The organism is uncultured Enorma sp. (assembly GCA_905210055.1).
In the GTDB taxonomy this organism is placed as follows: Bacteria; Actinomycetota; Coriobacteriia; order Coriobacteriales; family Coriobacteriaceae; genus Enorma.
In genome coordinates this window covers 1-5,986 of the sequence record CAJLVH010000119.1, presented here as the reverse complement: position 1 = coordinate 5,986, position 5,986 = coordinate 1, and the positions used below count along the sequence as shown (strand labels likewise).

The window sequence follows — 5,986 nt, the reverse complement described above, 5'->3', positions numbered from 1 at the left end:
CCCGTGGCTACGCGGTGCTGGGTTCGTGAGGGTGTTGGGCGCGGCTGCCTGTGGCAGCGCGCGTGCGGCGGGGGGCGGATACCCGGGCGGGGCGGGTGTGTTGCCGTTGCGTGCGGGCGGTTTTTTCCTTGTGGGGGTCACATGATGCCGGCGAGGGAACTTCGAGACTCGAAGACTGGGGAGAGGGGAGGTTTTCCATGGGACGCAAGCGACGGACGAGTAGCAACAGGAAGCCGACGCGGTCGGTGAGGCGACCGAACCTTACGGGGACGGTGCGACTCACGGAGGGCGGCGGGACGGTCGAGACGGCTGAAGGCTCCTTTCGGCTTTCCGGGCGGGCGCTGCGTGAGGTCATGAATGGCGATATCGTTGCGGTGAGCGTGCGCAGGGCCGAGGGCGGCAAGCGCGCGGTAGTCGAGAGCGTGCTCGAACGCGCTCATGCAGGGATCGTCGGCACGTTCTCGCTCGCCGGTCCTCTGGGGTGCGTGCGGCCGCTCGATACGCGCGTGCGCGCAGACTTCTTCGTGCTTCCGAGCGATGGCTCTCCGATGCGGTGCGGCGTCAAGGAGGGAGATGTGGTCTCGGCGCGCATCGTCTCCTACCCGACGCGCCTCGAATCGGGCACCGTAACCATCGAGCGGCGTCTGGGTGGCGCCGATGCTTCTGATTTGGGCATTCGTTCCATCATGGCGCGCTACGACCTTGAGGATGGCTATCCCGAGCCCGCGGTACGTGCGGCCGAGGCGCTCGCGCTCGATGTTGAGGGGGCGCTCCAAGACCCCTTGCGTCGCGATGTGCGCGGTCGCTTCGCGCTTACCATCGACCCGGTCGATGCGCGCGACTTCGACGATGCGATCTGCGTCGCAAAGACCGCGCATGGCGGCTTCACCCTCTCGGTGCATATCGCCGACGTGTCCCACTACGTGATGTGGGATGACCTGATCGACCTCGAAGCGAGGCGGCGCGCCACCTCCGTGTATCTTGCGGATCGCGTGCTTCCCATGCTACCCGAGCGGCTTTCGAACGACTTGTGCTCGCTCAGGCCGGGTGAAGACCGTCTGGCCATGACGGTCGACATGGTGCTCGATGCGAATGGCGCCCTCAAAGAGGCATCGATCTATCCGAGCGTCATGCGCTCGCGCGTGAGGCTTTCCTATGACGAGGCACAGGCACTGCTCGACGGGGTTTCCGGCACCGCCGCAGAATGGGTGGCGCGGGCGGCTGAAGAAGGCGTGGATCTAGTCGAGCTCCTGCATTGCGCAGACGAGCTCGCGCGCCTGCGCGCCCGCGTGCGCGAGCGCCGCGGCGCCGTAGATTTCGATACCGTCGAAGTCCACGCTCTGCTCGATGAAGACGGCGAACCCTCTGCGCTCACGGTGCGCAAGCGCACGGCCGCTACGGGCCTCGTGGAGGAGGCGATGCTGCTCGCGAACGAGTGTGTAGCCGCATGGCTCGCTCGCCGCGACCTTGTGGCGGCGTACCGCGTGCACGAGCAGCCTTCGCCCGATCATCTGCACGCGGCGGCCACCATACTCGTGGAGCTCGGCATTATCGATCGAGTGCAGGCGCTCGCCATCGCGGCGGGCGAGCAGGCGGCGATGCGCGCGGCGCTTGCGGATGCCGAGGGCACGCCGGCATCTGAGCTCGTGAATGCGCTCTTGCTCCGTGCCATGCAGCGAGCGGTGTACCGGTCACAGAACATGGGGCACTACGCCCTCGGTGCGCAAGCCTACTGCCACTTCACGAGCCCTATCCGTCGTTACCCAGATCTTATAGTGCACCGGGTGCTCAAGTTCGCGCTCGCCCGTGAGCGCTTGGGTGCGAAGGAGGCGCACACCCGCGCGTGCGCGCTCACGGGGACGGGAGCAAGCAGCTTCTCATCGATGGCGCCTCAGCTCTGCCGCGCCTGTAGCGAGCGCGAGCGCGTCGCCGATGCCGCGGCGCGCGCGTCCCAGAAGGTGGAGGTCGCACGCTTCTACGCGAACCGCCTGGGTGAGCGCTTCGCGGGTACGGTGAGCTGGGTCGATGCGCTCGGGGCGTTCGTCCGCATAGACGAGACGCAGGCCGAGGGTCTCATCCATATGCGCGATCTGGGAGATGAATGGTTCGATCTCGATGAGCGCACGCTCACGCTCACGGGTTCGGCGACAGGCCGCCGCATACGGCCGGGTGATCGGGTGATCGTCGAGATCCGAGCGACCGACGAGCTGCGCGGGCATCTCGATCTCGCGCTCGTGGAAACCCGCGCTGCGTTACACTGGTAGCCCGACGATTATTACGCACGGCCCGACCTCGAGCATCGGCGCGTCCGGCGCGGCTCGAGCGTGCCTGCGCCGCATAAGGAGGAAGCCATGGATCTGCCGATCTCAGCACAGGCAATCCAGCATGTCGAGAACTATCTGAGCCAGGGCGATTTCGACGCCGCTCTACCAGAGTTGCTCGAGATGCGCGATGCTGTCGAAGATTACGTGAAGGAAGCGTGCCCCGTAAGCGACGAGGTGCAGTACTTCTGTTTCGCCGATAGCTTCGAGCGGCTCGCGTACCGGCGCGTGGAAAAGGATCCGCGTACGCTCGTGCAGGTGGGAGCTCCCTTCGACCGCATGTATGCCGACCTTGCCTACGTCTATATCAACCAGCGGGAGTTCGGTCTTGCCCGCGACGCGCTCAAGCAGGCCGTGCGCTGGAATCCCATGAACTGCGCCTACCGCCTGGATCTGGCGGAGCTCTACCGTGTGCTCGGCAACGAGAATGAGTGGGGCGCGCTTGCCTATTCCGTGCTCGAGCGTGCGGCGGACGCCAAGCTCTTCGGCCGCGCGTGCGCGGCGCTCGGCCAGTTCTTCCTGAATAAGGACGAGCCGCTGCTCGCCTCGGGGTTCGCGCGTCGCGCCGCGGCCTTCGCCCTCGGTGAGCGCGCGACGCGTCAGGTGCTCGCACGCCTTATGCAGGAGGCACCGGATGCAGCGAGCGCTTCCGACGACGAGGCCGCACAAGAGCTCGCATCGCAGGGCTTCCCGACCGACCCGAACGCCGAGATCGCCATCTGCCTGCTCATGTGCGCCACGGACGCCTCGAAGGCGGGCGAGCGCGATGAGGCGACCCGCTATACGCTGCGCGCCCGCGACCTCGTGGGCGAGGATGCATGCGCTGCGCTCATCCAGCTCATTCACGAGTCCGACGCCGAGCTTGAGGCCGAGCGCGCCGAGGTGGAAGGGGGCACCGATGCCTAGCCGCAAGGAGCGCAAGACCATCGCGAAGAACCGCTCGGCGCACCATGCGTACTTCATCGAGGAGACGTACGAATGCGGCGTCGAGCTCTCCGGCACCGAGGTGCGGAGCCTACGCGAGCGCGCCTGCCAGATCACCGATACGTACGCGGTCATCCGTGGGGGAGAATGCTGGCTCATCGGCGTGCACATCCATCCCTATAGCAACGGCTCGATCTTCAACCGCGACCCCGATCGCCGCCGGCGCCTCCTGCTCCATCGCAAGGAGATCAACCATCTCGATGTGAAGCTGCGTACGCGCGGATACGCCCTCGTGCCGCTCGAGCTCTATTTCAACACCGACGGCCGCGTGAAGCTTCTGCTGGGTCTCGGGCGTGGCAAGAAGCTCTACGACAAGCGAGACGATATGGCGAAGCGCGATATGCAGCGCGAGATCGAGCGCACGCTCAAGGAGCGCAACCGCTAGGGCCGGGCGCCTCCGGCGCATCGCGCAAGGGAACGAAAGACCGTTCACGGCTTCCAGCGAGTGCGGGCTCTGCACTGGGTACAATGGTTCCAAGTCCGGATGCCCCGCATCCCAGGAAGGAGCTCCCCATGGATCTTTCGGCATTCTTCAAAATGAGCTACGGGCTGTACGTCGTATCCGCCGAGGCGGACGGTCGGCGCGCGGGCTGCGTGGTCAACACGGCGGTGCAGGTGACGTCCCAGCCACCGCGCGTCTCGGTGGCGGTGAACAAGGAGAACGTCACGGCAGACGTCATCGAGGCCGCCGGTGCGTTCACCGTGACGGCGATCGACAAGACGGCGGATATGCCCTACATCGGCAATTTCGGATTCCGCTCGAGCGATACCTACGATAAGTTCGAAAAGTACGGTTGCGAGACCTCTGCGGTGGGAAGTCCTTATTCGCCCGAGCACGTCTGCGCGCTTCTAGCGTGCCGTTTGGTGGATACGGTCGATGTGGGCACGCATCTTCTGTTCATCGGCGAGGTCGTCGATGCCCAGGTGCTCTCAGACGAGGAACCGCTCACCTACAGCTACTACCATGCCGTACTCAAGGGCAAGACGCCGCCCAAGGCATCGAGCTATCAGGGGTAGCGCTCCGGCCATTGCCGGCTGGTGATGATGTGATACGCGTGCGGAATCATTTGTATGAGAGCCGTGCCCGTGGGTACCATTCAGAAGACACCGGCAGCGGTTGCCGGTTTACATGGAAAGGATGTGCCAGATGAGCGACGAGAAGAAGACCTACAAATTCGTATGCGTCGTGTGCGGGTATGAGGTCGAGGTCGATACCCCCGAGCTGCCCGAGGACTTCGTCTGCCCCGTGTGCGGCGTCGGTCCCGATCAGTTCGAGGCGGTCGAGGAGTAGCTCGTTCCAGCAGCGATAGACGATAACGCCGGGTTGCGCCGTATGTCGCAGCCCGGCGTTTTCAGAATGAAGGCATCCGACTAAGCTGGGTTTTTCATGTTGGAAAGGCATGTCATGTGGGCAGGTGAGAGCACGTTCTACCAGATCTATCCGTTGGGGCTTTGCGGTGCGCCGCACGAAAACGACGGCGTGCGGGTTCCGCGTCTGCGCCGCGTCGCCGCGTGGGCGGGTTACCTTCAGGGGCTCGGCGTGGACGCGGTGCTGCTCAACCCCGTGTTCGAATCGAGCGTCCACGGGTACGACACGCGCGACCTGCGCTGCGTCGACTGCCGCCTGGGCGGCAACGAGGATCTTGCCTATGTGGTGAGCGTACTTCACGAACACGGCATCCGCGTGGTGCTCGATGCCGTGTTCAATCATGTGGGACGTGAGTTCTGGGCCTTTCGCGACCTGCGGGAGCACGGCTGGGACTCCCGGTACCGCGATTGGTTTATCACGAACTTCGACGGCGATTCCGCATATGGCGACGGCTTTTGGTACGAGGGCTGGGAGGGTGCGTACGACCTTGTGAAGTTGAATCTGCGCAACCCCGAGGTGGCGGACTACCTGCTCGACACCGTGCGATTCTGGCGGAGCGAATTCGGTATCGACGGTCTGCGCTTGGACGTCGCCTACCTGCTCGATCACGAGTTCCTGCGTCGTTTGCGGGCGCTCGCGAACGAGTTTTCGGGTCAGCCCGTTTTTGGCGCACCTGGGTCAGATGCGACGTTTCCGCTCATCGGCGAGATGCTCCACGGCGACTATAGCCAGCTCGTGAATGGCGACATGCTTCATTCATGCACGAATTACGAGTGTTACAAGGGGCTTTATTCGAGCTTCAATTCTCGCAACATGTTCGAGATCGCCCATTCGCTGCATCGGCAGTTTGGCAGCGACCCGTGGTGCATCTACCAGGGATTGCATCTGCTCTCATTCGTCGACAACCATGACGTGACACGCATTGCGAGCATCCTTTCCGATCCGGCGTGCGTACGTCCCGCCTATGGCCTGCTCTTCGGGATGCCGGGGATTCCCTGCCTCTATTACGGCAGCGAATGGGGCGAGCCTGGCCAGAAGGGCGGGGGAGATGATTGGCCACTGCGTCCGGCATTCGAGGAGCCGCGGCCGAACGCTCTCACCGCATGGATCAGCAGGCTCGCCACGACGCGCACGGCGCGCGAGGCGGACGGCTCGCTCGCGCCTGCTGCGCGCGCACTCTGTTACGGAGCATACCGCAACGTACAGATTGCGAGCGAGCAGCTGCTCTTCGAGCGCGCGTGCGACGATGTGCGCGTGCTCGTGGCGGTGAACGCGGCTGCATCTCCGGCGACGGTGTCGGCGGGTGAGCTCG

General features: G+C 64.5%; 6 protein-coding genes. All 6 read left to right on the top strand.

The annotated features are described in order from the left end of the window. The first annotated feature begins 197 nt into the window (after positions 1–197). On the top strand, positions 198–2,264 hold the full coding sequence (locus QZ079_RS07495) for a ribonuclease R family protein (protein ID WP_297037165.1): 2,067 nt from the start codon (positions 198–200) through the stop codon (positions 2,262–2,264). A gap of 87 nt (positions 2,265–2,351) precedes the next feature. After that, positions 2,352–3,227 carry a hypothetical protein gene (locus tag QZ079_RS07490; RefSeq protein ID WP_297037162.1) on the top strand — a complete coding sequence of 292 codons (876 nt, stop codon included), beginning with the start codon at positions 2,352–2,354 and terminating at the stop codon, positions 3,225–3,227. Next, positions 3,220–3,690: an SsrA-binding protein SmpB gene (smpB, locus tag QZ079_RS07485; RefSeq protein WP_291289011.1), complete on the top strand. Its 471-nt coding sequence runs from the start codon at positions 3,220–3,222 to the stop codon at positions 3,688–3,690. Before QZ079_RS07490 ends, smpB begins: the two co-directional genes overlap by 8 nt. A gap of 128 nt (positions 3,691–3,818) precedes the next feature. Further along, positions 3,819–4,322: a flavin reductase family protein gene (locus QZ079_RS07480; protein ID WP_297037159.1), complete on the top strand. Its 504-nt coding sequence runs from the start codon at positions 3,819–3,821 to the stop codon at positions 4,320–4,322. A gap of 130 nt (positions 4,323–4,452) precedes the next feature. Then, positions 4,453–4,596: a rubredoxin-like domain-containing protein gene (locus tag QZ079_RS07475; RefSeq protein ID WP_291289009.1), complete on the top strand. Its 144-nt coding sequence runs from the start codon at positions 4,453–4,455 to the stop codon at positions 4,594–4,596. A 96-nt stretch (positions 4,597–4,692) separates the two neighbouring features. Beyond that, positions 4,693–5,986 (top strand): alpha-amylase family glycosyl hydrolase (locus QZ079_RS07470; RefSeq protein WP_297037156.1); only part of this gene is annotated, 1,294 nt, incomplete at its 3' end.